Genomic DNA, 22,414 nt, shown 5'->3' with positions numbered 1-22,414 from the left:
GATGCGTACCCAAACGCTCATCATCGGCGCGGGGTTGTCGGGGCTCAGCCTCGCCTCACAACTGGCCCGGGAAGGCCGGGATTTCCTGCTGGTCGAAGCGCGGGACCGGCTGGGCGGGCGTATCCTGACCCGGCAATTGGGCGGCGGCCAGTTCGATCTGGGCCCGACATGGTTCTGGCCCGGTCAGCCGCGGATCGCCGCGCTGATCGAACGGCTGGGGCTGGAGTGGTTCGAACAATACTACGAAGGCGCGCTGAGTTTCGAAGATGAGCGCGGGCAGGTCGAACGCGGACGGGGCTTTGCCTCGATGCAGGGGTCGTATCGTTTGAAACAGGGGTTTGGGGCCTTGATTGATGCGCTGGCCGCCGAAATTCCGGAGGGGCGTTTGCACCTTTCCACTCCCATCGACGCACTTTCAAAATCAAGCGACGGAGTTACCGCAACCGCCCGCAACGGTTTGATCTTCCACGCACAACAGGTTGTGATGGCCCTGCCGCCTCGGGTCGCTACGAACATCGCCTTTTCCCCAACCCTCCCCGACCAGACCGTCGCCGCGATGACCGGGGTCGCCACATGGATGGCTGGTCAGGCCAAAGCCGTCGCCGTTTACGAAACCCCCTTCTGGCGCAAGGCTGGCCTGTCCGGTGACGCGACAAGCCGCCGGGGCCCGATGGTGGAAATCCACGATGCCTCGCCCGCGAAGGACGGCCCCTATGCCCTGTTCGGATTTGTCGGCACGCCCCCGCAAACGCGTCTGGACGAGCCGATGCTGCGCCAACTGATCGGGGCGCAACTGGTCCGCCTGTTCGGACCCGAAGCCGCTAACCCTCTGTCGCTCAGCATCAAGGACTGGGCTTTTGACCCATTCACCTCGACCGAGCGGGATCTGCAGCCGCTATACGCCCATCCTCGGTATGGGCTTCCACACGCGCTGAAAGATATCTGGGGCGACCGGCTGATTTTTGGCGGCACCGAGGTCGCGGTTCAGTTCGGCGGCTATATCGAAGGGGCCCTGGAGGCGGCAGAGACCGCGTTGGCCCGTATCGCATTGGAAAGGGTCTGATCCGCCATGACAACAGACACCAAAACAGCCTTGCTGGACGTTGCTGAACGCGCCGCGCGGGCGCGGGGGTTCGATGGTTTCAGCTATGCCGATCTGGCCGAAGCGGTCGGCATCCGCAAAGCCTCGATCCACTATCACTTCCCGACCAAAGCCGCCCTGTCCGCCGCGTTGATGGAACGCTACCACGCAGCGATGGACGACCAGTGCACCGGCATCGAAAGCCAGTACAAAACCGGTGCCGAACGTCTGCGCGCCATGATTACGCTCTATCGCAAGGCGCTGAACGGAGGCGAAACGCTGTGCCTGTGTGTATCGCTCATCTGCGGCCGCGAAAGCCTGTCGGACGAGGTGATCGAAAAGATCAGGACGTTCAGGGCAATGATGATACAACGGATCACTGCGGTCTTCGAACTTGGGCGGCAAGACGGAACGATCCGGGGCGTTACCAACCCGACCGCCGATGCCCGCGCGACGCTGGCCCTGCTCGAAGGCGCGCATCTGTCTGCCCGCGCCGAAGAAAACGTGGCGAGTTTCGATGCGGCGGTCGATATCCTGACCTCTCGTCTTTGATCACGCCGCTGCAACACCTCTGGCAAGACACCGCTCACGCGTCGGGTCACAATGGCGTCGGCCACCCTTTCACCCATGCGTCTACTTGGATATGACGGATACAGCGCCAGCGGAGCATCGCGGGCCTTCACATTCCGCGCCCTGTAGTCAGGAGAGCCCCTTGATGTCGTTTCGTCCCTTCGCATTTGCGGCCCTGCTTGCCGGAGCATCACCGATTGCGGCCACGGCCCAGGAGGCCGAAACCACCGGTTCGGGCCTGTTTCTGGAACTGAACACGGTACAAGACGCGGGCCAGGCCTGCCGACTGACCTTTCTGGCCCGAAACCAGACCGGAACCCCCATCGAGAAAGCCGTGTTCGAGACGGTGATCTTTGACGCCAACGGCGGTGTGATGAGCCTGTCCCTGTTTGACTTCCGCGACCTGCCCGCTGACCGCCCCCGTGTGCGCCAGTTCGACCTGTCCGGCACGGCTTGCGCCGATGTCGGGCAGGCGCTGATCAACGGGGCGAACTCTTGCGTGGTCAACGGCGCGGAAAGCGATATCTGTCAGCAATCGCTGTCGCTGAGCAGCCGTGTGGATGTGGAGCTTCTGGGATGAGCATTCTTGACGCGTTTCGTGAAATTCTGGCCCTCGGCGGGCCTGTTGTCGCCATCCTGATCGTCATGTCCGTGCTGACACTGGCGGTGACGATCTACAAGCTGTGGCAATTCGCGGCCTGTGGCGTCGGGCGGCACAAGGTCCTGTCCGAAGCACTGGCCGCCTGGGATGCAGGCGACCGGGCAGCCGCCCGCGCGCATCTTACCAAAAGCGGCAGCTATCTTGCGCCCATTGTCAGTGCTGCGATGGATGCGCCGGACACGCCAGGCCTCGATGACCGGCTGGACGCCGAAGCAGGCCTTGCGCTTGCAGGGCTGGAACGCGGGTTCCGCCTGCTCGACACGGTTGCCCAGCTTGCGCCCCTGCTTGGGCTGTTCGGCACGGTTCTGGGCATGATCGAAGCGTTTCGCAGCCTTCAGACCTCTGGCTCATCGGTCGATCCGTCGCTTCTTGCGGGCGGCATCTGGGTCGCGCTGGTGACAACCGCCGTGGGGCTGGCGGTGGCGATGCCCACGTCGATGGTGCTGTCGTGGTTCGAAAGCCGCACTGCGCGGGAAAGGGTTTTTGCCGACAAGGCCCTGCGCACCATTCTGGTGCCCGGCCATGCCCTGCATGAAGTGGCGGGCGCTGGACGCCCCGGAACCGCACCGGAACATGCGTAACCCGGCCCCCTTTATCCGGCGCCGCATGGCGATGACGCCCCTGATCGACGTGATCTTTCTTTTGTTGCTGTTCTTCATGCTGACCTCGACCTTTTCACGGTTTGCCGAGATCGAGCTAAGCAATGCAACGGCGGGCAACGCGGCCTCGGGCGATACTACCGAGCGTGTATTTGTACAGCTTGGCCCCGACCGGCTGGCGCTGAACGGCGCGCCGGTGACGCTGGACGAGCTGGTCGCACAGGTCGAAACCGGACAGGTCCTAATCAGCCTTGATACCGAGACCTCGGCCCAGCGGCTGGTGGACCTGCTGGTGCCATTGCGTGGACGCGATGGGCTGACCGTGACGGTGTTGGAGTAAGGCCATGATCCGCCACGCCCGCCCCCGCCGGTCCCGCGATTCGACCATTCCGCTGATCAACGTTGTGTTCCTGATGCTGGTGTTCTTTCTGATCGCCGGCACCGTGGCCCCGCCGCTGGATCCCGATCTTGACCTCGTGGACACTGCCGAGCTTGAGGGGCGTGAGCCGCCCGATGCGCTGATCCTGCATCAGGATGGCACGCTCAGCTTTCGCGGCACGCCGACCGATCCGGAACGCTACATGGCTATCCATCAGGACGGGCCCGTGCGCATCCTGCCCGACCGGAACGCCCCCGGCCCGCGGCTGATCAAGGTCGCGGGGGCGCTGCGCAGGCTGGGCGCATCGTCTGTGTTTCTCGTCACCGAGCAGGCTCTGGAATGATCCGCCGGTCGGTTTTCGTCGCCGTGGTGGCCGCCTTGGTGTCACTTGTTGTGCATATCCTTGGCCTGAGCATGACCGCACCCAATCTGGCCGCGCCGCAGACCACGGAAACCGCACCCGACACGGTGGCTTTGGGCAACAGTTTCGAAGACCTTGCCGAAACCCCGTCTGAACCAGTCGAACCGGAACAGGCGGAAACCCCGGAACCTCCGGTTGAAACCCCGCCGGAACCCGAACCCGCCGAGATACCGACAAGTCAGGCCAAGGTGGCCTCGCCCGATCCGCAGCGGGTGTTCGCGCCCGACACGGGAACCTCGCAGATTGCCCAGCCGGAAGCGCCGGAACCCGAGGTGGTCGAGCCCGTCGGCCAGCCCGACAGCAAAGAAAGTGCCAGCGATGAGGCAACCGAAACCCCTCCGGTCGAGCCCGATACTGTCGCTGAGGTCCCGCAGGGCACGCCAGATGCAACCGTCGAAACCCCAGCCGAGGCACCGGTCGCACCCGAACAACTGGCCGCTCTGCCAGCGCCCGAGGTCACGGCAGTGCCTGTGATCCCACTGGAGCGTGACGCGGTTGAACCGGACATCTCAGTTGAGCCGACGCCCGAGGACACCGAAGAAACCGAGTCCGAACAGGCCGTGACCGCCTCGATCCGCCCGCGCCTTCCTGATCGCAGGCCCCAGACCACGCCGCAGGGCACACCAAGAAACCTGAGGAATTTCGACAATCTGAAGTTCCCCGAACAAACCATCGACTCGCCGCTGACCGTCTATCGCCGCGAAGGGCTTGATGCCTTTACCCGCAGCGACTCGGGCACACGGTCCGGCGGCCGTGGTCCCGGAAACGCGAATGAGACGAACTATGCCGGTCGCGTTCTGGTGCATCTCAACCGCGCGCCACCGGTTTTCGTAAAGGCCCGCGGGTATGCGCAGGTGTTTTTCCAGATTGACCCGGATGGCTCGCTGGCCTGGGTCGATATCATCCGCAGTTCGGGCTCGCCGGATGTGGAGCGCGCGGCACGGGAACAAGTGCGCGTCGCCGCGCCGTTCCCACCGCCACCGGGCGGGGTCAGCCGGAAGCTGTCATTCTACTACCAGAACAGCCCGCCGGGGGGATAACCGGCGCTAGTTGCGCTCCGAGAACGGATCGGGCGGCGTGTTCAGCCGCAGGTGCCGCATGAACGCCCGCGCGATGCGCGGGATCGGGCGCTGGTCGGACACGACAAAATGCCCTCGGTAGCGCATGGGCGAGTCAAACCGGACAAAGGCCAGATCGGGCGCGCGGTACATGTAGACCGGGAAGGGATTGATGACGGCCAGCCCCAACCCCTCGCGCGCCAGATCGGCTGCTGCGAATGAGGTGGATACCTCGGCTACAATATGGGGTTCGGCACGGGCCTGATGCAGCAATCGGTCAAGCTGGCCCCGACGTCCATGCCGGTATGTCAGGGCAATCAATTCCTGCTGATGCAGGTCCGATGGCGTCAACACATCGCGCTGCGCAAGGGCGTGTTCTGGCCGCATCACACAGACCGCAGGCGACGCGCGAAAGGGGATGAGTTTGATCCCTGCCCGGCTTTGCTCGATCCCTGTCACCGCCAGATCGGCCCGGTTTTCCAGCACGCCAAGCGTCACCATATCCGATGTCGTGACTTCCAGATTGACAAAGAACCCCGGGTTCCCGCGCAGAAAGCTGGCGATCAGCGACACCAGATAGCGATGGGCGTAGCTGGGTGGTGCGACAAGTCGCAGGGTTTCCTGCACTGTTTCGCTGGGGCCGTCGATGCGGTCCAGCGCCTCGAACAGCGGATCAAGCCGCATGTTGAGGCGAACCGCCTCTTGCGTCGGCCGCAGCCGCCCCGCATCGCGTTCGAACAATGTCTTACCCAATCGGGATTCGAGGCTGCCGATCGACCGGCTGACCGCAGATTGCGACAGGCCAAGCTGGCGCGCTGCCGCCGCTGTTGTTCCCGCCTGCATCAACGCGCGCAGGGCCTGATACTCGGGCAACGAATGCCAGTTTCTGGGCTTTCCCATTGCGGCGGACCCTCATGAAAGCGACTAGATCAATGAGTAAAACTCATTGAATTTTTTGGCAACAATGATGATCTGGTCTGTTAGCGTGTGTCGAAATGAGACTTTTTGCAGCTACACAATCATGACTTCTACACCCCCGATCTTTGACGGTCACAATGATGTCCTGTCAAAGCTTGCCAAGTCTGGCGGGCTGGCCGGGGCCAAACGGTTCCTGTCCGGCCTCGATGGTGCGATTGACTTGCCCAAGGCGCGGGCCGGCGGCTTTGCCGGGGGGTTCTTTGCCATCTGGGTGCCATCGCCGATGGACGCGGACGCCAAGATGGAAGAGATGGTGCAGCCGGAATACGACCTGCCGCTGCCGGATCAGATCGATGCCGAAGACGCCCTGCCCTCGGCCCTGAGCCAGGCGGCCATCCTGTTCGAACTGGAACGTCTGGACGCGCTGCGCGTGGTGCGGTCGGCAGCCGATATTCGCGCCTGCATCGCGGACAACCGCATCGCCGCGATCCTACATATCGAAGGGGCCGAGGCCATCGATACCGATCTGCACGCGCTGGATGTGTTCCATGCTGCGGGCCTGCGGTCGATCGGGCCGGTCTGGAGCAGGCCAAACATCTTCGGCCACGGGGTGCCGTTCCGATACCCCTCGGGGCCGGATACCGGCGACGGGCTGACCGATCACGGCCTTAGACTGGTGCGCCGGTGCAATGAGCTTGGCATCATGCTGGACCTGTCGCACCTCAACGAACGGGGGTTCTGGGACGTGGCCCGCCATTCCGAGGCGCCGCTGGTCGCCACCCATTCCAACGCCCACGCCATTTGCCCCCATACCCGCAACCTGACCGACGATCAGCTGCGCACCATCGCCGAAAGTGACGGGATGGTCGGCCTGAACTTCGCTGCCGCGTTCCTGCGCGAAGACGGGCGAATGTTGCCGGATGTGCACTTAGTTCAGGTGATGCGGCATCTGGATCACCTGATGGGGATACTGGGCGAGGATCGGGTCGGGCTGGGCTCGGACTATGACGGGGCCATCGTACCGGATGAGATCACCGATATCTCGATGTTGCCTCAATTACGGGATGCCATGCTGCGGCATGGATACGGCGAAGAGCTCGTCAAGAAGCTCTGCCATGAGAACTGGTTGCGGGTTCTGGAAAAGACCTGGGGATCGTGACCAAAACCAAAAGACAGAGAGGACAAAATGAACGCATTCAACAGATTACTTACCGGGGCCGCGCTGAGTTTGGCGCTGGCCGTGACATCGAACGCGGCGGTTGCGGAAACGCCGCCCAACATGCTGGTCATCGCCAACAGGATCGACGACATCACAACGCTGGACCCCGCGGAAAGCTTTGAATTCGCAGGCTCGGATGTCAGCCGGAACGTCTATCAGAAGCTGGTCAATTTCGACCCGCTGAACCTCGACGCCGGGTTCCAGCCCGAGATTGCAGAAAGCTGGACGGTGTCCGAGGACGGCAAATCCATCACCTTCAAAATCCGCGAAGGGCTGAGCTTTCATTCCGGCAATCCGGTGACGGCAGAGGATGTGCAGTTCTCGCTCAGCCGCGCGATCATCCTGAACAAGACCCCGGCCTTTATCCTGACCCAGTTCGGCTTCACGCCGGAAAACGTCGAGCAGACAATCGTCGCGGATGGTGACACCGTGACCATCACGACCGACAAGCCTTATGCGACTTCTTTCGTGCTGAACTGCCTGACCGCTACCATTGGCGGCATCGTCGACAAGAAGACGGTGATGGAGCACGACAAGGACGGCGATCTGGGCAACGAGTGGCTCAAGACCAACTCGGCCGGGTCGGGGGCCTATTCGCTGGTCAGCTGGAAGCCGAATGAAAGCGTCACGCTGCAATCCAACCCGGATTTCTATCTGGGCGCCCCGGCGATGGAGCGTGTGGTCGTGCGCCATGTTCAGGAAAGCGCCAGCCAGCGCCTGCTGCTGGAACGCGGTGACATCGACGTTGCCCGCAACCTGAACCCCGAGGATGTGGCCGGTATCTCCTCAGCCGAGGGCATCCGCATCGCGGACGAGCTGAAAGGCCGTCTGATGTATGTCTCGCTGAACCAGAAACACCCCGAACTCAGCAAGCCACAGGTCCGTCAGGCGTTCAAGTATCTGATCGACTATGAAGGCATGCGCGACAGTTTCCTGAAGGGTCAGTACACGATCCATCAGAATTTCCTGCCGCAGACCTATCTGGGGGCCTCGGACAACAACCCGTTCACCTTCGACGTCGAAAAAGCCAAATCCCTGCTGGACGAAGCGGGTGTCAGTGGGCTTGAGATCGAGGTCGGCGTGCGCGAAGCGCAGGAACGGATCGAGATCGCGCAGGCGCTGCAGAACGCGCTGGGTCAGGTCGGGATCAAGATGAATATCACCGTGGGCACTGCCAAGCAGATCCTCGCCCGCTACCGCGCGCGGGAACTGGACGTGTATCTGGGCGCATGGGGGCCGGACTATCCCGATCCGCAGACCAATGCGGGCACGTTTGCCTATAACCCCGACAACTCGGACGCGGCCAATGCCACCGGTCTGTTGGCCTGGCGCAACTCGTGGGATACCGGCGGGTTGACCGAGATGACCGCTGCTGCCGTGACCGAGAATGACACCGCGAAACGCGCCGATATGTACAAGGACATTCAGGCCCTGTTCCGCGATACATCGCCCTTTGTCGTGATGTTCCAGCAGATCGAGCAGTCCGCGCTGCGCGATAACGTGACCGACTTTTCGACCGGTCAGGCGATCACCTCGGCCTCGTATTGGCAGGTGACCAAGTAAATGGCGCTGGCCGAAAGACCTCAGGGGGGGCGCCGTTCGGCGCCTCTCCTCCATTGGGCCAGAAGCATATTGGCGACGCTGGGCACCATTGCGATTACCATGCTTGGCCTGTTGTTCGTGACCTTCATCATCGGTCGCGTGATGCCAATCGACCCGGTGCTGGCCATCGTCGGCGAGCGCGCGTCGCAATCGACCTATGATGCGGTGCATCAGGAGCTTGGCCTCGACAAGCCGCTGCTGGTGCAGTTCTGGTATTATCTGCGGGATGTGCTGCAGGGCGATTTCGGCGACTCGCTGCTGAATGCCCGGCCCGTCGCCGAGGATATCGCCCGCGTCTTTCCGGCAACGCTGGAACTGGCCACGCTTGGGGTGCTGATCGGCATCCTGATCGGTGTGCCACTGGGCGTGATTGCCGCCGTCAAACGAGGCTCATGGATCGACCAGATCGCCCGTGTTGTGGCGCTGGTGGGTTATTCGATGCCGATTTTCTGGCTGGGCCTGATGGGTCTGCTGGTGTTTTACGGAATTCTCGGCTGGGTCGGCGGCCCGGGCCGTCTGGACATATTCTATCAGGACATCGTGCCCACGCGCACCGGCCTGATCCTGGTGGACAGCGCGCTGGCGCGGGACTGGGATGTGTTCCGCAACGCAATGTCTCACATCATTCTGCCTGCGGCTCTGCTGGGCTATTACTCGCTGGCCTATATCAGCCGGATGACGCGGTCTTTCATGCTGGAACAGCTCTCGGCCGAATATGTCATCACTGCGCGGGTCAAGGGCCTGTCCGAGCGGCAGGTGATCTGGCGCCATGCGTTCAAGAACATCCGCGTGCAACTGATCACCGTGATCGCGCTGAGTTACGCGAACCTGCTGGAAGGGTCGGTTCTGACCGAGATCATCTTTAGCTGGCCCGGCATCGGCAGCTATATCACCACCGCCCTGCTGAGCGCTGATATGAACGCCGTTCTTGGGGGCACGGTTGTGGTCGGGCTGATCTTCATCTGCCTGAACATCTTTTCCGACCTGCTCTACCGCTTCCTGGACCCGAGGTCGAAATGAGCGATCTGACCCTGAAACACTGGCTGCTGACCGACGCGCCGACCTCGCGCCGTCATGCCAGATTGTCGAGCCTTTACAAAGGCTGGTTGAATCTGCGGTCCAACTCGATGGCGATGGTCGGCCTGACCATCCTGATCGTGCTGATTTTCACGGCCATCCTGGCCCCCATTCTGGCCCCGCATGATCCGTTTGTGCAGGACCTGTCCAGCCGCCTGAAACCCATCGGGACCGAGGGGCATTTGCTGGGCACCGACAGCCTGGGCCGGGATATCCTGTCGCGCCTGATCCATGGCGCGCGCATCACGCTTTACATAGTGGCGCTGGTTGCGCTGATCGCACCGGTTGCGGGGCTGCTGGTCGGAACGGTCGCGGGCTATGCAGGCGGTTGGGTGGATGTGATCCTGATGCGGATCACCGATATCTTCCTCGCCTTCCCGCGTCTGGTTCTGGCGCTGGCCTTCGTGGCCGCTCTTGGTGCGGGCATCGAAAACGCGGTGCTTGCGATTTCACTGACCGCATGGCCGCCCTATGCCCGCATGGCGCGGGCCGAGACGCTGACCATCCGCTCAGCCGACTATATCAACGCGATCCGCTTGCAGGGCGCGGGGCCGTTGCGGATCATCACACGCCATATCTGGCCTCTGTGTATCTCGTCCCTGATCGTCCGCGTGACGCTAGATATGGCCGGCATCATTCTGGCCGCCGCCGGTCTGGGCTTTCTGGGTCTCGGCGCACAGCCGCCCAGCCCGGAATGGGGCGCGATGATTTCCGAAGGCCGCCGGTTCATTTTGGATCACTGGTGGGTCGCCACCGTGCCGGGGCTGGCGATCTTTACGGTTTCGCTGGCCTTCAACCTGCTGGGCGACGGGCTGCGGGACGTTCTGGACCCGAAGGATGGTGGCCAATGACCCTGCTGGATGTCGAGGACCTGTGGGTCCGGTTTCCAACCCGGCAGGGCGTGTTCGATGCGGTACGCGGCGTGTCGTTCTCGCTGGGGCGCGAGCGGTTGGGCATCGTGGGCGAAAGCGGCTCGGGCAAATCCATGACCGGGCGCGCGATCCTGCGGCTGATCCGCAAGCCCGGGATTGTCGAAGCGAGCCACATCAATCTGGAAGACCGCGACCTGCTGACGCTGGATGAGCGCGAGATGCGGTCCGTACGCGGCAAGCAGATTTCGATGGTCATGCAGGACCCCAAATTCTCGCTCAATCCGGTGGTCACGGTCGGCGAACAGATCATGGAGGCCTATCTGCAGCACAATTCCGGCTCGCGGCAGGCGGCGCGGAAGAAGGCCATCGAGATGTTGCAGGATGTGTCGATCCGCGACCCCGAACGGGTCATGCGGTCTTACCCGCACGAAGTCTCGGGCGGCATGGGGCAGCGCATCATGATCGCGATGATGCTGATCCCCAGCCCGAAGATTCTGATCGCGGACGAGCCGACCTCGGCGCTGGATGTCAGCGTCCAGCGGCAGGTTCTGAATATCATGGACGGGCTTGTCAAAGAACGCGGGATGGGGCTGATCTTTATCAGCCACGACCTGAATCTGGTGTCGGAGTTTTGCGACCGGGTGCTCATCATGTATTCCGGGCGCATTGTCGAAGTCTGTCAGGCCAACAAGCTGCACGAGGCGCAGCATCCCTATACCCAAGGTTTGCTGAATTCCCTGCCCCGTCTGGACGAAAAGCGCGATCATCTGAGCGTTCTGACCCGCGACCCGTCCTGGGCGGATGCGCCAAGTGTCAGGGGGTAAGATGACCGCACTCGATATCCAGGGTCTGAATGTCTGGTTCGGCGGTGCCCATGACCGCGTGGATGCGGTTCGGGACGCAGCGTTTTCGGTGATGGAGGGCGAAAGCTTCGGCCTTGTCGGCGAAAGCGGATCGGGCAAATCGACCATTCTGCGCGCGATCACCGGATTGGCCCCGCAATGGTCCGGCAGGATTTGCGTGGAAGGCCGTGATCTGTCCGGCGCCAGACGGGACCGGGCGTTTTTTCGAACCGTGCAGATGGTGTTTCAGGACCCCTATGCCTCGCTCCATCCCCGGCACACGGTCGATCAGGTTCTGAGCGAGACCCTCAGCCTGCACGGAATGGGCGACATTGACGAGCGGGTGATGACCCTGCTGAACGACGTCGGTCTGGGGCAGCGATTCCGGTTCCGCTATCCTCACCAACTGTCCGGCGGTCAGCGCCAGCGCGTCGCCATCGCCCGGGCCTTGGCGGGCGAGCCGGATATCCTGCTGCTGGACGAACCCACCTCGGCCCTTGACGTCAGCGTGCAGGCTGAAGTGCTCAACCTGCTGACCAACCTGCGGGCACAGCGCAACCTGACCTATCTGATGGTGTCTCACGACCTGCCGGTGATTGCGCATATGTGCGACCAGCTTGCGGTGATGCGAAACGGAGAAATCGTCGAGGTCATGACCGCCGACACGTTGCGATCCGGGACCCCGATACACCCCTATTCGCAGGAATTGCTAAAAGCCTCGGTCGCGCCTCAGTGATTTCAAGTTCAGGGGATCAGTGTGTGGTGGCCGGTACGGTCGGGCATCCACCCAATATCAGACATGAGGCATCACGTGACAGACGCATCAACAAAACAGCTTTCGCTCGCCGAAATTCGGGACCTGGCCAAATCTGTTCTGACCTCCGCCGGGATGGACGACAATGGCAGCGACGTGATTGCGGATATCATCATGCTGTCCGAACGGGACGGACCGCGCAGCCACGGGCTGCGCAACCTGCCCGCCTATGTGCAAAGCTTCACGTCCGGCTACGCCAATCCCGCCGCCTCGCCCACCGTGACCCGCATCGCGCCGGGGGTGCTGCGGGGCGATGCCGATAACGGCTATTATCAGATTGCCGCCCGCGCAGCGCGCGCGGAATTGATCTCGATGGCCCGCGAAAACGGGATCGCCGCCTTCACCTGTGCCAATTGCCACCATCTGGGGGCCCTGCGCTTCGACACGGAACCCCTGGCCGAGGAAGGGCTTCTGGCCATTGCCGTCATCAACTCGCTTGCCCTGGTGGTGCCCCATGGCGGTGAAAGGCCGGTCTTTGGCACCAACCCGATGGCCTTTGCCTGCCCGCGTGAGGGGCGCGCGCCGATTGTCTGGGATCAGGCCTCGTCCACCGCGGCCCTGCTGGAAATCAAGCTGGCCGCTGCCGAAGATCGCGCGCTGAAACAGCCCTCGGGTCTGGACGCCCATGGCCAGCCGACGACGGACCCGAAAGCCATACTGGAAACGCGGTCGATGCTGCCCTTTGGCGCGCACAAAGGCGCAGCCATCGCCTTTCTGGTCGAGGTTCTGGGCGCGGCTTTGGCGGGCGGCACGCTGGCCGTCGACAACGCTGAGCGCGAGGCGCGCGACGCGCTCAACATCAAAGGCGGCGCGACCCTGATTGCGCTGGACCCGACCCGCTTTGGCAATCCGGCCTTTGACGATTACGTCACGCGCATCTGCGCCGAGATCGAAGGCAACGGGCAGGCCCGGGTGCCCGGCGACGGGCGTTTAAAAACCCGCGCCGATGCCGAGGCCAATGGCGTACCCATCAGCACCGATATTCTGACCGCTCTCGACGCGCTTAGGGTCGGGCATTAAGTTGCGCCTCTGCGGCAGTGAGTAAGGAACCACCCGAATGCATATTGAACCTTTCGGCGTCGAAATCTGGATGAACGAATGGGAAACCAGATGCGACTGGAACCTGGCCGAGACCTGCGTCGAAAGCCTGACCATTCAGGAACTTCTGGCGCTGACAGGCCGCAACGCCACCGATCTGTCCGACCTGCTGGACATGAAGATGACCTATGGGGCCATCGAAGGTTCGGACCGGCTGCGCCGTGCAATTGCGGCGCTGTATGACCGGCAGGCTCCGGAAAACACCATCGTCACCCATGGCACGATTGGCGCAAATATGCTGGTGCACAAGACTCTGGTCTCGGCAGGTGATCGCGTGGTGGCCGTGGTGCCGACCTATCAGCAGCATTATTCGATACCGGCCAGCATCGGGGCCAATGTGCATCACCTGCATCTGCGCGAAGAAAACGGCTTTCTGCCGGATCTGGACGAGCTACGCGCTTTGGTCGAACCGGAAACCCGCCTGATTGCCATCAACAATCCCAACAACCCGACCGGCGCGCTGATGGATCGGGCGATGCTGGAACAGTTCGCCGAGATCGCCCGCGCCGCGGATGCCTGGATTCTGTGTGACGAGGTCTATCGCGGCACCGATCAGGACGGGTCCGGCATGACGGCCTCGATCGCGGATATCTACGAAAAGGGTATCAGCACCGCCGGAATGTCCAAGGCCTATTCGCTGGCCGGGCTCCGGCTGGGCTGGATCACTGCCCCGCGCGAGGTGATCGAGGCGGTGACGATCCACCGCGACTACGACACCATCTCGGTCGGGATGATCGATGATCACTTTGCCGCACTGGCTTTGGAGAACCGCGACAAGCTGCTGGCGCGCAGTCAGCAGATCACCCGTGGCAATCTGGCGATCCTGCGGGACTGGGTGGATCACGAACCCGGGATTTCATGGGTTCCACCCCGTTCGGGCACCACGGCATTGCTGAAATACGATCTGCCGATCAGTTCGCGGGACCTCTGCGTCCGGTTGCTGCAAGACACCGGCGTTCTGTTCACGCCGGGTGAGGCGCTGAACATGGAAGGGTATGTCCGCATCGGTTACGCCAACAACCCCGAGATTCTGCGGCAAGGTCTGAAACGCGTGTCTGGGTTTTTGTCCGCGCAGCAATCCTGACGGCGCCAAGCGCTGCTATCGCCAAGTGAAACGCCACGGCAGTTCATCTTTCCGCCAAAACCGGCCAAAAAACGCCTTGGCCGGGTCTTTTCATTCGCGGTTTCTTGCCGGAGTGGATATACCGTGTTGGAAAGGTCAAGGGACCGCCTTAAATCGCGGGTCTCTCTGATCTCCCACTGCCTGTTGCGGAAGAAAAACCTTGAAACCGAATACCCGTATGTCTGCGGCCCCCCGTCATGAACTGCGCAATGTGCGCAATCAGGGCATAACCTTTCTGGGACTGGCCTTTCTGTTCAGCATATTCGTAAACCTGCTGATGCTGACCGGCCCCCTGTTCATGCTGCAGGTCTATGACCGGGTTCTGGGTTCGCGCGCCGTTGAAACGTTGACCGCCCTGTTCCTGCTGGTTGCCTTGCTCTATGGGCTGATGGCGATGCTGGATTTCGCCCGAGGCCGGATCGTGGCGCGGTTCGGGGCCCGCTTTCAGTCGCAACTGGACGAACGGGTTTTCGACGCCACCCTACGCCGGTCCCTGATCCCGCAGACCCGGTCCGCCCCGGCAACCGCTTTGCGGGATCTTGAAACGATTCAAAGGCTTTGCGCCTCGCCCGTGCTGCTTGCAGTGATGGATGTCCCGTGGACCCCGGTCTTTCTGGCCGCGATCTTCCTGTTCCATCCCCTGCTCGGTTGGCTGGCCGTGGCGGGCGGAGGGTTGCTGATCGTCATCGCCCTGCTGAACCAGGCGCTGACCCATCGCAAAGTGGCCGAGGCGCAAACATCGTCGGCGCGGGCAAATGCCTTTGCCGAGCACGCCCGGCAGGCGGCCGAGGTTGTCCGCTCGCAAGGCATGCAGGAAGACGTGACCAAACGTTGGCTGAACCAGCGTTCGGACGCGCTGCACCAGACCATCGCGGCCAGCGACTGGACCGGCAGCTTCACCTCTCTGACCAAGTCGCTGCGGCTGTTTCTGCAATCGGCCATGCTGGCCCTGGGCGCATATCTGGTGCTGCAGAACGAGCTGACGCCGGGTGCGATGATCGCCGGTTCGATTCTGCTGGGCCGCGCGCTGGCTCCGGTGGAACAGGCCGTGGGTCAATGGGGCATGATCGAATGCACGCGGACGGCGTGGATATCGCTCAGCCGGTTTCTGGATCAGACCCCGCCGGAACGGCCCCGTACCAAGCTGCCGACCCCTGCCGCGCGCCTGACGGCCAAAACCCTGACTGTCATCCCGCCCGGTGCGTCGACCCCGACGCTGCGCAATGTCAGCCTGCGGCTTGAGCCCGGCAAGGCGCTTGGCGTCATCGGGAAAAGCGGGTCCGGCAAGACGACGCTGGCAAAGGCCCTGCTGGGCCTGTGGCAACCGGCAGCAGGCGAGATCCGGCTGGGGGGTGCTACGCTGGATCAGTACGACCCTGACGATCTGGGCCACCACATCGGCTATCTGCCACAAACGGTCACGCTGTTTAACGGCACCGTTGCCGAAAACATCGCCCGCATGTCCGAAAACCCGGACCCTCAGGCCGTTGTTGAGGCTGCCAAGAAAGCCAAGGCGCATGATCTGATCCTGACGCTGGAAAAGGGTTATGACACCTTTCTGGAAGGCAATGACAGCCAGTTGTCCGGCGGCCAGAAACAGCGCATCGCGCTGGCGCGGGCGCTTTACGGCGATCCGGTATTGCTGATCCTGGACGAGCCGAACTCGGCACTGGATGCGGACGGGACCGAGGCGCTGAATGCAGCCGTGCGCGGGCTGAAAGCCGAAGGCAAGGCGGCAATCATCATGACTCACCGCCCTCAGGCGATTTCCGAATGTGACGATCTGGCGGTGGTCGAAAAGGGTCAGGTGGTGAAATTCGGCAGCCGGGACGAGGTGCTGAACGCGATGGTGCAGAATGCAGGCGCGATCAAGCGCAAGCTCAGCCAGGTAGGTGAATGATGTCCGCCAAGACCAAACAGAAAGCCCGCCCCGCCTGGCGGATCACCGTGCCCGCGCTGGTCGGATTTGCCGCGCTGGCCGTTCTGGTCGGTGGGCTGGGCATCTGGTCCATCAAAACACAGCTTGCAGGTGCCATCGTGTCATCGGGCGTGATCGAGGTGCAAAGCAACCGTCAGGTGGTGGAACACCCCGATGGCGGCGTTGTCGGCGAGATTTTCGTCCGCGATGGCGATGTGGTAGCCGAGGGCGACATGCTGCTGCGGCTGGACGACACGTTCCTGTCCTCGGAACAGACAATCGTCGAAACCCAACTGTTCGAGCTTCTGGCGCGCCGGGCCCGGCTGGAAGCCGAGCGCGACGGGGAAAACTCGGACCAACTGGCGTCACGGCTGGGTGACGTGCAGCAGGAATACGAAATCGCATCCGATCTGATCGCCGGACAGCAAAGCCTGTTCGATGCGCGGCTGGAAACGAAGAACAAGCAGACGGAACAGTTGAGCAAGCAGCTGGTTCAGATCGAAAGCGAGATCGAAGGCACCGAAGCGCAGCTTGTATCCCTGCGCCGTCAGGTGGAACTCATTCAGGCCGAACTGGACGACCAGCAAAGCCTGCTGGACCGGGGCCTGACGCAAGTCAGCCGGGTTCTGGCCCTGCAGCGCGAAGAGGCCAGCCTGACCGGCGAAATCGGCAGGCTCGAAGCGGCGGTGGCGCGTCTGAAAGGCCAGATCGCCGCGACCGAGATCGAGATCGTCGAACTGTCCGCCACACGGCGCGAAGAGGCGATCACCACTCTGCGCGAGGTCCAGACCCAGATCGCCGAACTGGCCGAGCGGCGCCTGTCACTGGCCGAACGTCTGTCACGGCTGGATATTCGCGCGCCGGTCACAGGCCGCGTCTACGACAGTCAGGTCTTTGCCCTGCAATCCGTTGTTCAGCCGGGCGAGCCGATGCTGTACGTGGTGCCTCAGGACACCCCGTTGCTGGTTGCGGCACGTGTGGATGCAATCCATGTGGACCAGTTGCATGTCGGTCAGCCCGTCGCGCTGCGCTTTTCCGCCTTCAATCAGCGCGAGACGCCGGAACTGGACGGCCATGTGGTCAACGTCTCAGCCGATACGTTCACCGATGAGCAGACCGGCTTCACCTTTTATCGGGCCGAGGTCGCCCCGGACGACGGCCAGATCGAACGGCTGAACGGTCAGGAACTGCTGCCCGGCATGCCGGTCGAGACCATGATCAAGACCGACGAACGCACGCCGCTGTCCTATCTGGTGAAGCCGATGGCAGATTACTTCAACCGCGCCTTCCGCGAATAAACCGGCCATCGGTTCCCTGATTCAGTCTTTCCTGACGTCGCCCTCAAACCGGGCGGCGTTTTCTTTGGCAAAGGCGCTGGCATCTGCATTCTTGTTCCAGAATTGCGGATTGGCCTTGGGAATCGTCAGCGCCTTTTGGACAGCGGGCCGGGCGTCGATCCGGTCGAACCACGCTTTCAGATGCGGCAGGTCGTCAACCTCGACCCGCGCCCAGACATAGGCGCGCGCCCATGGGTACAGCATCATGTCGGCAATGGTGTATTCCTCGGCGACAATCCAGTCGCGCCCGTTTAGCCGGGCGTTCATAACCTCCAACAGACGGCGGCTTTCGTCGACGTAGCGACGGATCGAAAACGGTTCTTCATGCCCGTTTGGGGCCGCGATATGCTGGAAATACATCGCTTGCCCCATCATCGGGCCAACATGGCCGACCTGAAAGAACAGCCACTGCAGGACTTCGGACCGTTTAACCGGATCGGATGGCAGGAATTTCCCATATTTTTCTGCGAGATGCCACAGGATCGCGCCGCTTTCAAAGATCGCCCGGCCTTCGGCCCGGTCGTAGATCGTCGGGATCTTGCCATTGGGGTTCAGCGCCAGATAATCCGGCGTTTTCTGTTCCTGTTTGGAAAAGTTGATATGGGTCAGGTCGTAGGGAACGCCTGCCTCCTCGAGGAATATGACCGGTTTGTAGCCGTTCATCGTTCCGGCGGTGTAAAGGTGGATATCAGGCCGGGACATTTTCGACCTCGGCAAACAGGGTTTTCAGATGTGCGTCGAAGCGCCGGAAATCAGCTTCGATTGTCGGATTCTTCATCACATCAAACGCGGCAAATGTCGGCAGCGGCTGCATGCCCAGAAATTTGCCGTTCAGGTGCATCGGCCTGAGCAAATCATCGACGCTGCCACCGGCAAAAAACGGCTCTGCCGGGTTGTCGAACGCCTCACTCGGCGCGTTGAACGTGACCGCCAGCATGTATGTCTTGCCCTTCAAAACACCCCCCATCCCATAATTGGATTTCGGGGCATCCGATGTCCGCCCATCCCCAACCGCCAACCGGCCATCCATGCCGGCCGTATACACCTCGTCAATGTACTTCTTGAGCACCCATGGCACACCCATCCAGTTCACCGGAAACTGCATGATGACCACATCCGCCCAAAGATGGGCGTCAATTTCGGCATTTGCGTCGTAACCGTCCGCAACGGTGGTGACCCGAACCCTATGCCCCTGCCCGGCAAGCTGGGCGCGGGCCCGTTCGGTCAGGCTGGCATTCAGCCTCCCGGGCGCAAAATCGTAAGGTTGCGTGCCGTTTACAATCAGGATGTTGCTCATTTCCATATCCTCAAGATCGAAGCCGCCCCCTTGACTTGCAGAGGGCACGGACCGAAGTTGTGGATGGTGGGAATAAAATGCAACCAGTTTACTTTTTGTAACCTATAAAAATCGAACGGAACCGCGCCATGCACGCAAAGATCGAAGAGGATGCCAAAGGCCGCCGCACCGTTGCCGACGCCTGCACCGAGCCGTGCGCCATCGAACGTGGCATGCGGATAATCGGTGGCAAGTGGACGGGCTCGATCCTGTGGCATCTGCGGGACGGACCGGTTCGGTTCAACGATTTGTCCCGGATGATCGGGGGTGCCAGCAAAAAGATGATCTCGGAACGTCTGAGGCAGCTTGAAGCGCAGGGCCTTGTCCACCGGCAGGTGATGGATACCGCGCCCGTGTCCGTCCAATACTCGATCACCGACTTCGGGCGCACCGCGCTGGGATTTCTGGAAGAGCTTCGGAAGTGGAGCGATGGCCTGCCGCAGGCGCTTGCAGACGGCCCTCGGGCCACGGCACTATCTAGCGCTGAATAACCGCGTTTTCCCATTCCGACAGGAATTTCTTGCGCTTCAACCGGTCCAGAAAGGTCAGCAATGCCGGGCCCAGCGAAATGGCCGCGCGTTCGTCCGTTTCGGTGCCGGACATCAGCTGAGGCAGCGCGAACCCCTCGCCCGAGGGCGCGCTGTTTTTCTCGATCAGGTGACGCACGAACATCGCGGCGGATTTCGGATCCTGCGCATCTTTCAGAACCATTGCCGTGCGCATCATGGTGGTTTGAAAGTCCGATGGCAGAATGATTTCCAGCATGTCCTTGCCTTCGGTCCGAACAGCGGCATAGCTGCCAAGCACATTGTACGCGACGGCGATCTTTCCATCGGCCAGATCATTGATCATGTTGGCAGAACAGCAATAGAGGCGCACATCCAGCCCGCCCAGAACCTCCATCAGCCGCCAATAGGTCTCGGACGCGCGGGCGTCCTGGGTGGCGAACAGATAGCCTAGACCCGATTGGCGGATGTCGTAGGTCCCGACCTTGCCGCGGAAATCCTCGGGCCGCGCGCGCAGGATTTCGATCAGGTCCTGCCGTGTCTGCGGGATCGGCCCGCCCGCGAAGGCATCGCGATTGACCACGATTGTCGCGGGTTCCGACGTGAACGCAAACAGGCGGTCATGCCACTGGGCCCAGGACGGAAGGGGAACATCTTCGACCGGCAGGGCAAACCCGTCATTGGCCAGTTTCAGTTGCAAGTCCATGGCGCTGGAGATGACGATATCGAACGCATCGGGCGTCGCCCGGACAAGCCTGTCGATATCTGCGGTGCCGGTCACAAGATATTCGACCGAGATCGAGGGGTTCTCGGCCACGAAATCCTCGATAATCGGCGCGAACAAGGCTGTGTCGGTGCTCGAGACAACGCGCAGGCGCGCGCCTTCGCCGTCCGTGTTGAAAACCCGCTGATCTTCCCATTCATTGGCCCAAATACCGGCGGGCAACAGGCACAGGATCAGAGCGATAAGATAACGCATGCGCCGCCCTCCGGTTGGTTGGTCAACACAAGCGAGCCGCCATGCGCCGTTGCAACGTCCTGCGCGATGGTCAGCCCCAGACCCGAGCCGATGGTGCCGGTGGCGTTCTGGCCCCGTTCGAACCGCCGCGTCAGCGTTTCGATCTCATCCGCAGGAAAACCGGGGCCCTGATCGATGACCTTGATCTGAACGTCGGGACCAGCGGTCACTTCAATGACGACGGTGCTGTCGGCAGGCGCGTATTTCAGCGCATTGTCGATCATGTTGCGCACCGCGTTCTGGATCAGGATCGGATCGCCGGAATAGGTCAGTTCGGCATCGCCTGCCAGCGACAGCGACAGGTCTTTCATCTCGGCAATCGGGGTCAGCCGTTGCACAAGCTCGCGGATCAGGGCGACCAGATCGATATCCTCGCGCACCAGATGGTCGGCCCGGAAGGTGATCATCGCGTGATCCAGCAACTGCCCCGCCGCACGCGAGCTTTCGTCGATGGCCCGGACCATGGAACGCAACGCCTCGCGGTTTTCTTCCTTTTCGACCCGGTGCAGGGTGGCATCGGCATAGGACCGGACCGTTGCCAGGGGCGTTCGCACCCGATGCGCGGCCTCGGCGATGAAATCCTCGGACTGGCTCAGCGATTGGTCCAACCGCCCCATCAGCGAGTTCAGCGATGTGACCAGCGGTGCCATCTCGCGCGGCACCGGCTTTCGGAATGGGCTCAGATCCTGCGGCCCGCGGCGCGTGACCGAATTGGTCAGCTTGTTGAGCTGACCGATGGTCGATGAGGTCGCCCAAAAGGACAGCCCGGCCGCCAGAGCAAAGAACCCCAGCCCCAGCAGCGCCGCATTGCGCGAGATCTGGTCCAGCGTTTCGGCCAAAGCATCCTGCGTCTGCCCCAGCGCCACCTCAATCTCGGTCTGCCGTCCCAGCCCCACCAAGGTCCGGCTGGCGCTGACCTGACGGACGTTTTCGCCGCGCACCTCGCCCGACCGGAAGGTCCACCTGCCATCTGCCGTCACCTGGGTCAGCGGCAAATCCTGATAGCCGGACAGGAACTCTCCGTCCTGAAAAATGGCGTAGAACACCCGGTCATCTGCCGGGGTGGTCAGCATCGAAAACGCCGCATAGGGAATGTCGACCTCAAGCTCTCCGTCCCGCAAGGCAGCCGCGTCCAGGATCGAGGTCACCGACGCACCCAGAATGTTGTCCTGCCCCTGCTGCGCCACCTGGGCGGCGTAGTTGCGGACCGCAAAGAACAGCAGCAGGGCAAGGATCGCCGCCCCGCCGATAAGGATCAGCACAAGACGGTTTCGCAGCGATCCCGATACGGTTGGACTAGCCGCCATGATCCAGCCTGTAGCCAAGCCCGCGCAGGGTGGTGATATTCAGGTCGGAGTTTTCAAGATGTTTGCGCAGTCGGCCCACATAGACCTCGATCGCATTGTCCGAAACATCGTCGTCATAAGAAAACAGCCGGTCGGCCAGTTTCTGTTTCGAAAACACCTGACCGGGGGCGTTGATGAACAGCTCCAGCAGTCGCAGTTCCCGGTTTCTGAGCGGCACGGCAGTCCCGCCAACCGTAAGATGACCGGCCACCGGGTCAAAGACGATGCCGCCAATTTCAATCGTCGATTTCGAGATACCGGACTGGCGGCGCAACACGGCGCGGCAGCGGGCCTCAAGCTCGGCATGATCGAAGGGTTTGGTGACGTAGTCATCCGCCCCCAGATCAAGCGAGCCGATTCGATCCGACACCTGACTGCGCGCGGTCAGAACGATGACGGGCGTGTCCAGATGACTGGCCCGATGACGTTTGAGGAAGTCGCGCCCGTCGCCATCGGGCAGCATGATGTCCAGCAGGATCAGATCGTATTCGCCGGTTTCTACAAAGGCCGTTGCGTCCTCTAATTTCGCCGCATGATCAACCACATGGCCGTCCAGCCGCATGCGTGAGCTGATCGCATTCGCGAGGTCCTGATTGTCTTCGACCAGCAGAAATTTCAT

The 22,414-nt window shown here is 62.0% G+C and carries 24 protein-coding genes; 18 read left to right on the top strand and 6 right to left on the bottom strand.

Annotation, left to right across the window (positions count from 1 at the left end; all coding sequences use genetic code 11):
- Window position 1 precedes the first annotated feature (1 nt).
- The 7 genes from ACR0EZ_RS04760 to ACR0EZ_RS04730 all read left to right on the top strand — a co-directional run bounded on the left by ACR0EZ_RS04760 (window position 2) and on the right by ACR0EZ_RS04730 (window position 4,751).
- Window positions 2-1,063, top strand: a complete 1,062-nt coding sequence (locus tag ACR0EZ_RS04760; protein WP_480611480.1) for a flavin monoamine oxidase family protein — start codon at window positions 2-4, stop codon at window positions 1,061-1,063.
- Between the two features lie 6 nt (window positions 1,064-1,069).
- Window positions 1,070-1,633 (top strand): TetR/AcrR family transcriptional regulator, encoded by a 564-nt coding sequence (locus ACR0EZ_RS04755; protein WP_480611479.1) that lies wholly within the window; start codon window positions 1,070-1,072, stop codon window positions 1,631-1,633.
- Window positions 1,634-1,796: 163 nt separating this feature from the next.
- Window positions 1,797-2,231, top strand: a complete 435-nt coding sequence (locus ACR0EZ_RS04750; RefSeq protein ID WP_480611478.1) for a hypothetical protein — start codon at window positions 1,797-1,799, stop codon at window positions 2,229-2,231.
- On the top strand, window positions 2,228-2,893 hold the full coding sequence (locus ACR0EZ_RS04745) for a MotA/TolQ/ExbB proton channel family protein (RefSeq protein ID WP_480611477.1): 666 nt from the start codon (window positions 2,228-2,230) through the stop codon (window positions 2,891-2,893). The genes ACR0EZ_RS04750 and ACR0EZ_RS04745 overlap by 4 nt, the downstream gene beginning before the upstream one ends.
- Window positions 2,886-3,251 (top strand): ExbD/TolR family protein, encoded by a 366-nt coding sequence (locus tag ACR0EZ_RS04740; protein ID WP_480611476.1) that lies wholly within the window; start codon window positions 2,886-2,888, stop codon window positions 3,249-3,251. Before ACR0EZ_RS04745 ends, ACR0EZ_RS04740 begins: the two co-directional genes overlap by 8 nt.
- A 4-nt stretch (window positions 3,252-3,255) precedes the next feature.
- Window positions 3,256-3,633: an ExbD/TolR family protein gene (locus ACR0EZ_RS04735; RefSeq protein ID WP_480611475.1), complete on the top strand. Its 378-nt coding sequence runs from the start codon at window positions 3,256-3,258 to the stop codon at window positions 3,631-3,633.
- Window positions 3,630-4,751, top strand: a complete 1,122-nt coding sequence (locus ACR0EZ_RS04730; RefSeq protein WP_480611474.1) for an energy transducer TonB — start codon at window positions 3,630-3,632, stop codon at window positions 4,749-4,751. The genes ACR0EZ_RS04735 and ACR0EZ_RS04730 overlap by 4 nt, the downstream gene beginning before the upstream one ends.
- 6 nt (window positions 4,752-4,757) lie before the next feature.
- On the opposite strand, the gene ACR0EZ_RS04725 is transcribed toward ACR0EZ_RS04730, so the two are convergent.
- Entirely contained in the window at window positions 4,758-5,669 is a 912-nt protein-coding gene (locus ACR0EZ_RS04725; RefSeq protein WP_480611473.1) for a LysR family transcriptional regulator, read from the bottom strand.
- A 121-nt stretch (window positions 5,670-5,790) separates the two neighbouring features.
- Between ACR0EZ_RS04725 and ACR0EZ_RS04720 the strand changes: the two genes are divergently transcribed.
- From ACR0EZ_RS04720 to ACR0EZ_RS04675, 10 genes are all read left to right on the top strand, one after another.
- Window positions 5,791-6,846 carry a dipeptidase gene (locus tag ACR0EZ_RS04720; protein WP_480611472.1) on the top strand — a complete coding sequence of 352 codons (1,056 nt, stop codon included), beginning with the start codon at window positions 5,791-5,793 and terminating at the stop codon, window positions 6,844-6,846.
- A 27-nt stretch (window positions 6,847-6,873) separates the two neighbouring features.
- Window positions 6,874-8,469 (top strand): ABC transporter substrate-binding protein, encoded by a 1,596-nt coding sequence (locus ACR0EZ_RS04715; protein ID WP_480611471.1) that lies wholly within the window; start codon window positions 6,874-6,876, stop codon window positions 8,467-8,469.
- A complete protein-coding gene (locus ACR0EZ_RS04710) occupies window positions 8,470-9,528 on the top strand; it encodes an ABC transporter permease (protein ID WP_480611470.1) in 1,059 nt (352 codons plus the stop codon).
- Window positions 9,525-10,436 (top strand): ABC transporter permease, encoded by a 912-nt coding sequence (locus ACR0EZ_RS04705; RefSeq protein WP_480611469.1) that lies wholly within the window; start codon window positions 9,525-9,527, stop codon window positions 10,434-10,436. Before ACR0EZ_RS04710 ends, ACR0EZ_RS04705 begins: the two co-directional genes overlap by 4 nt.
- Complete coding sequence (locus ACR0EZ_RS04700; RefSeq protein ID WP_480611468.1) at window positions 10,433-11,281, top strand: ABC transporter ATP-binding protein; 849 nt, start codon at window positions 10,433-10,435, stop codon at window positions 11,279-11,281. The genes ACR0EZ_RS04705 and ACR0EZ_RS04700 overlap by 4 nt, the downstream gene beginning before the upstream one ends.
- A gap of 1 nt (window position 11,282) precedes the next feature.
- The gene (locus tag ACR0EZ_RS04695; protein ID WP_480611467.1) at window positions 11,283-12,035 is read left to right on the top strand and encodes an ABC transporter ATP-binding protein; all 753 of its coding nucleotides are present in this window, start codon (window positions 11,283-11,285) and stop codon (window positions 12,033-12,035) included.
- A gap of 75 nt (window positions 12,036-12,110) precedes the next feature.
- Window positions 12,111-13,133 carry an Ldh family oxidoreductase gene (locus ACR0EZ_RS04690; RefSeq protein WP_480611466.1) on the top strand — a complete coding sequence of 341 codons (1,023 nt, stop codon included), beginning with the start codon at window positions 12,111-12,113 and terminating at the stop codon, window positions 13,131-13,133.
- Between the two features lie 37 nt (window positions 13,134-13,170).
- On the top strand, window positions 13,171-14,295 hold the full coding sequence (locus ACR0EZ_RS04685; protein WP_480611465.1) for an aminotransferase: 1,125 nt from the start codon (window positions 13,171-13,173) through the stop codon (window positions 14,293-14,295).
- 217 nt (window positions 14,296-14,512) lie between these two features.
- The gene (locus tag ACR0EZ_RS04680; RefSeq protein WP_480611464.1) at window positions 14,513-16,234 is read left to right on the top strand and encodes a type I secretion system permease/ATPase; all 1,722 of its coding nucleotides are present in this window, start codon (window positions 14,513-14,515) and stop codon (window positions 16,232-16,234) included.
- Window positions 16,234-17,550: an HlyD family type I secretion periplasmic adaptor subunit gene (locus ACR0EZ_RS04675; RefSeq protein ID WP_480611463.1), complete on the top strand. Its 1,317-nt coding sequence runs from the start codon at window positions 16,234-16,236 to the stop codon at window positions 17,548-17,550. The genes ACR0EZ_RS04680 and ACR0EZ_RS04675 overlap by 1 nt, the downstream gene beginning before the upstream one ends.
- Window positions 17,551-17,571: 21 nt before the next feature.
- Here the strand turns inward: ACR0EZ_RS04675 and ACR0EZ_RS04670 are convergent, their stop codons facing one another.
- Window positions 17,572-18,291: a glutathione S-transferase family protein gene (locus ACR0EZ_RS04670; protein ID WP_480611462.1), complete on the bottom strand. Its 720-nt coding sequence runs from the start codon at window positions 18,289-18,291 to the stop codon at window positions 17,572-17,574.
- On the bottom strand, window positions 18,278-18,886 hold the full coding sequence (locus ACR0EZ_RS04665; RefSeq protein ID WP_480611461.1) for an NAD(P)H-dependent oxidoreductase: 609 nt from the start codon (window positions 18,884-18,886) through the stop codon (window positions 18,278-18,280). The genes ACR0EZ_RS04670 and ACR0EZ_RS04665 overlap by 14 nt, the downstream gene beginning before the upstream one ends.
- Before the next feature lie 128 nt (window positions 18,887-19,014).
- Here ACR0EZ_RS04665 and ACR0EZ_RS04660 point away from each other — a divergent pair, with 128 nt between their 5' ends.
- Window positions 19,015-19,416: a winged helix-turn-helix transcriptional regulator gene (locus ACR0EZ_RS04660; RefSeq protein WP_480611460.1), complete on the top strand. Its 402-nt coding sequence runs from the start codon at window positions 19,015-19,017 to the stop codon at window positions 19,414-19,416.
- On the opposite strand, the gene ACR0EZ_RS04655 is transcribed toward ACR0EZ_RS04660, so the two are convergent.
- Genes ACR0EZ_RS04655 through ACR0EZ_RS04645 form a run of 3 tightly spaced genes read right to left on the bottom strand, consistent with a single transcriptional unit; the run spans window position 19,403 to window position 22,414 of the window.
- Window positions 19,403-20,410, bottom strand: coding sequence for an ABC transporter substrate-binding protein (locus ACR0EZ_RS04655; protein ID WP_480611459.1), 1,008 nt, complete (start codon window positions 20,408-20,410; stop codon window positions 19,403-19,405). The genes ACR0EZ_RS04660 and ACR0EZ_RS04655 overlap by 14 nt on opposite strands.
- Window positions 20,389-21,756: a sensor histidine kinase N-terminal domain-containing protein gene (locus ACR0EZ_RS04650; RefSeq protein ID WP_480611458.1), complete on the bottom strand. Its 1,368-nt coding sequence runs from the start codon at window positions 21,754-21,756 to the stop codon at window positions 20,389-20,391. Before ACR0EZ_RS04650 ends, ACR0EZ_RS04655 begins: the two co-directional genes overlap by 22 nt.
- The gene (locus ACR0EZ_RS04645) at window positions 21,746-22,414 is read right to left on the bottom strand and encodes a response regulator transcription factor (protein WP_480611457.1); all 669 of its coding nucleotides are present in this window, start codon (window positions 22,412-22,414) and stop codon (window positions 21,746-21,748) included. Before ACR0EZ_RS04645 ends, ACR0EZ_RS04650 begins: the two co-directional genes overlap by 11 nt.

The sequence above is a fragment of the Ruegeria sp. AK4 genome (genome assembly GCF_056541025.1).
This window is presented reverse-complemented; position numbering and strand designations above follow the sequence as displayed.

Bases quoted from the DNA above. Each gene is read 5' to 3' on its own strand.
- ACR0EZ_RS04740 (WP_480611476.1), top strand. From the start codon at position 2,886: ATGCGTAACCCGGCCCCCTTTATCCGGCGCCGCATGGCGATGACGCCC.
- ACR0EZ_RS04655 (WP_480611459.1), bottom strand. From the start codon at position 20,410: ATGCGTTATCTTATCGCTCTGATCCTGTGCCTGTTGCCCGCCGGTATT.
- ACR0EZ_RS04645 (WP_480611457.1), bottom strand. From the start codon at position 22,414: ATGAAATTTCTGCTGGTCGAAGACAATCAGGACCTCGCGAATGCGATC.
- ACR0EZ_RS04755 (WP_480611479.1), top strand. From the start codon at position 1,070: ATGACAACAGACACCAAAACAGCCTTGCTGGACGTTGCTGAACGCGCC.
- ACR0EZ_RS04720 (WP_480611472.1), top strand. From the start codon at position 5,791: ATGACTTCTACACCCCCGATCTTTGACGGTCACAATGATGTCCTGTCA.
- ACR0EZ_RS04760 (WP_480611480.1), top strand. From the start codon at position 2: ATGCGTACCCAAACGCTCATCATCGGCGCGGGGTTGTCGGGGCTCAGC.
- ACR0EZ_RS04705 (WP_480611469.1), top strand. From the start codon at position 9,525: ATGAGCGATCTGACCCTGAAACACTGGCTGCTGACCGACGCGCCGACC.
- ACR0EZ_RS04745 (WP_480611477.1), top strand. From the start codon at position 2,228: ATGAGCATTCTTGACGCGTTTCGTGAAATTCTGGCCCTCGGCGGGCCT.
- ACR0EZ_RS04660 (WP_480611460.1), top strand. From the start codon at position 19,015: ATGCACGCAAAGATCGAAGAGGATGCCAAAGGCCGCCGCACCGTTGCC.
- ACR0EZ_RS04750 (WP_480611478.1), top strand. From the start codon at position 1,797: ATGTCGTTTCGTCCCTTCGCATTTGCGGCCCTGCTTGCCGGAGCATCA.
- ACR0EZ_RS04710 (WP_480611470.1), top strand. From the start codon at position 8,470: ATGGCGCTGGCCGAAAGACCTCAGGGGGGGCGCCGTTCGGCGCCTCTC.
- ACR0EZ_RS04715 (WP_480611471.1), top strand. From the start codon at position 6,874: ATGAACGCATTCAACAGATTACTTACCGGGGCCGCGCTGAGTTTGGCG.
- ACR0EZ_RS04735 (WP_480611475.1), top strand. From the start codon at position 3,256: ATGATCCGCCACGCCCGCCCCCGCCGGTCCCGCGATTCGACCATTCCG.
- ACR0EZ_RS04680 (WP_480611464.1), top strand. From the start codon at position 14,513: ATGTCTGCGGCCCCCCGTCATGAACTGCGCAATGTGCGCAATCAGGGC.
- ACR0EZ_RS04670 (WP_480611462.1), bottom strand. From the start codon at position 18,291: ATGTCCCGGCCTGATATCCACCTTTACACCGCCGGAACGATGAACGGC.
- ACR0EZ_RS04725 (WP_480611473.1), bottom strand. From the start codon at position 5,669: ATGGGAAAGCCCAGAAACTGGCATTCGTTGCCCGAGTATCAGGCCCTG.
- ACR0EZ_RS04685 (WP_480611465.1), top strand. From the start codon at position 13,171: ATGCATATTGAACCTTTCGGCGTCGAAATCTGGATGAACGAATGGGAA.
- ACR0EZ_RS04650 (WP_480611458.1), bottom strand. From the start codon at position 21,756: ATGGCGGCTAGTCCAACCGTATCGGGATCGCTGCGAAACCGTCTTGTG.
- ACR0EZ_RS04695 (WP_480611467.1), top strand. From the start codon at position 11,283: ATGACCGCACTCGATATCCAGGGTCTGAATGTCTGGTTCGGCGGTGCC.
- ACR0EZ_RS04665 (WP_480611461.1), bottom strand. From the start codon at position 18,886: ATGAGCAACATCCTGATTGTAAACGGCACGCAACCTTACGATTTTGCG.
- ACR0EZ_RS04675 (WP_480611463.1), top strand. From the start codon at position 16,234: ATGTCCGCCAAGACCAAACAGAAAGCCCGCCCCGCCTGGCGGATCACC.
- ACR0EZ_RS04700 (WP_480611468.1), top strand. From the start codon at position 10,433: ATGACCCTGCTGGATGTCGAGGACCTGTGGGTCCGGTTTCCAACCCGG.
- ACR0EZ_RS04730 (WP_480611474.1), top strand. From the start codon at position 3,630: ATGATCCGCCGGTCGGTTTTCGTCGCCGTGGTGGCCGCCTTGGTGTCA.